This window comes from Paraburkholderia sp. EG286B (genome assembly GCF_040965655.1).
GTDB lineage: Bacteria > Pseudomonadota > Gammaproteobacteria > Burkholderiales > Burkholderiaceae > Paraburkholderia.
Genome location: NZ_JBFRCF010000103.1, coordinates 1 through 1,876, shown reverse-complemented (window position 1 = coordinate 1,876; position 1,876 = coordinate 1). Strand labels below are relative to the sequence as shown.

The 1,876-nt window shown below is 61.9% G+C and carries 2 protein-coding genes; both read left to right on the top strand.

Annotated features, from left to right (window positions below; translation table 11 throughout):
• Window positions 1-283 (top strand): IS66 family insertion sequence element accessory protein TnpB (gene tnpB / locus AB4Y42_RS43870; RefSeq protein WP_368697840.1); only part of this gene is annotated, 283 nt, incomplete at its 5' end.
• Between the two features lie 62 nt (window positions 284-345).
• On the top strand, window positions 346-1,876 hold a 1,531-nt coding region (locus tag AB4Y42_RS43865; RefSeq protein ID WP_368697839.1), incomplete at its 3' end, for an IS66 family transposase.

Below are 1,876 nucleotides of genomic sequence, written 5' to 3'. Positions count from 1 at the left end.
CGGCACAGATACGATTCTGGCGCGCGTGGTGAAGGTGTTCGGCGCAGCGCGGCCACATCACGCCTATCTGTTCGCCAACAGGCATTCGACGCGCATGAAGGTGCTCGTCTATGACGGGTTCGGAATCTGGCTGGCCGCGCGTCGCCTGAACAAGGGCCGGTTCGTCTGGACGAACGGTGAGCAGACGATCGCGACCGCGCTCAATCCCGAGCAGTTGCGTGCGTTGGTGACCGGACTGCCCTGGCAGACGTTGGTTCACGATCACGCGATCACGGTCGTGTAATACCCCCAGAGCCGTAAACTGGCTTGCTTCCGTCGCGGGTGAGGTTCTGGCAGACTGCCTGCATGGACCTGCCCGCCGACCTCGACACCCTGAGCCCCGACGAACTGCGCACGCTGGCCGCGCGGTTAATGTCGCAGGTTGGTGAGAACGAACGGGAGCTGCATTACCGGCAGACACGTATCGAGCAGCTCGCGCATGAGATTGCTGTACTGAAGCGCATGCAGTTCGGCCGGCGTAGCGAACAGACCAACAGCGAGCAGATGAGCCTGCTCAATGAGGCGATTGACGCCGATCTGGCCGCGCTCGAGATTGAACTGGAGCAGTTGCGGCCGACACCTCGAACCGATGACGAGCGCCAGAAGCCGAAGCGGGCAAGCTTGCCGCCCGGTTTCCCGCGTACAGACATCCACCACGAGCCCGCAGACACCCGGTGCTCGTGCGGTTGTGAGCGCGAACGGATCGGCGAAGACATCAGCGAGAAACTGGACTACACGCCGGGCGTATTCATGGTCGAGCGGCACGTCCGTGGCAAGTGGGTCTGCAGGACGTGCGAAACGCTGGTCCAGGCGCCGGTGCCGCCCCACGTGATCGACAAGGGCATTCCCACCACGGGTCTGCTTGCGCAGGTGCTGGTCGCCAAATACGGTGACCATCTTCCTTTGTATCGCCAGGAGCGCATCTTTGGTCGGGCCGGCCTGGCGATTCCGCAATCGACGCTGGGTGAATGGGTTGGTGTTTGCGGGATGAGACTGCAGCCACTGGTCGAGGCGCTGCGAGCGGAACTGCACAGGCAGGAAGTGCTGCACGCCGACGAGACGCCGGTGCAGATGCTCAGCCCAGGCAAGGGCAAGACCCATCGGGCCTATCTCTGGGCATACAGCACCACGCAGTTTGCCGAATTGAAGGCGGTCGTCTATGACTTCGCCGACAGCCGCGCTGGTGAGCATGCCCGTGCGTTCCTTGGCGGCTGGTGCGGCAAACTCGTGTGTGATGACTACGGTGGCTACAAGGAAGGTTTCCGTCAAGGCATTACGGAAATGGGGTGTGCTGCCCACGCCCGACGGAAGTTCTACGAGCTTCACGCCAATCACAAGAGTCAGATTGCCGGGCAGGCACTTGAATACTTCGCGGCACTCTACGACGTCGAGCGAGAGGCCGCAGGGCTCGATCCCGAACAAAGACGTGCCCTTCGTCAGGAGCGTGCCCGGCCGATTGCCGATGCGCTGCACGACTGGATGACTGGTCAGCGCAAGCTCGTCTCGGAGGGCTCGGCCATTGCGAAAGCGCTGGATTACAGCCTCAAACGCTGGGAGGCGCTGATGCGCTATCTCGCCGATGGGCGAGTGCCCATCGATAATAACTGGCTAGAAAACCAGATACGTCCATGGGCAACTGGAAGGGCGAACTGGTTGTTCGCCGGCTCTCTTCGTGCGGGCCAACGTGGTGCCGCCGTCATGAGCCTGATCCGATCGGCACAGCTCAACGGTCATGACCCGTATTGCTATCTGAAAGACGTCCTGACTCGCTTGCCGACCCAGCGCGCCGACAATCTCGCGCAGTTGCTTCCACATCTCTGGTCACCTACCACAGCCT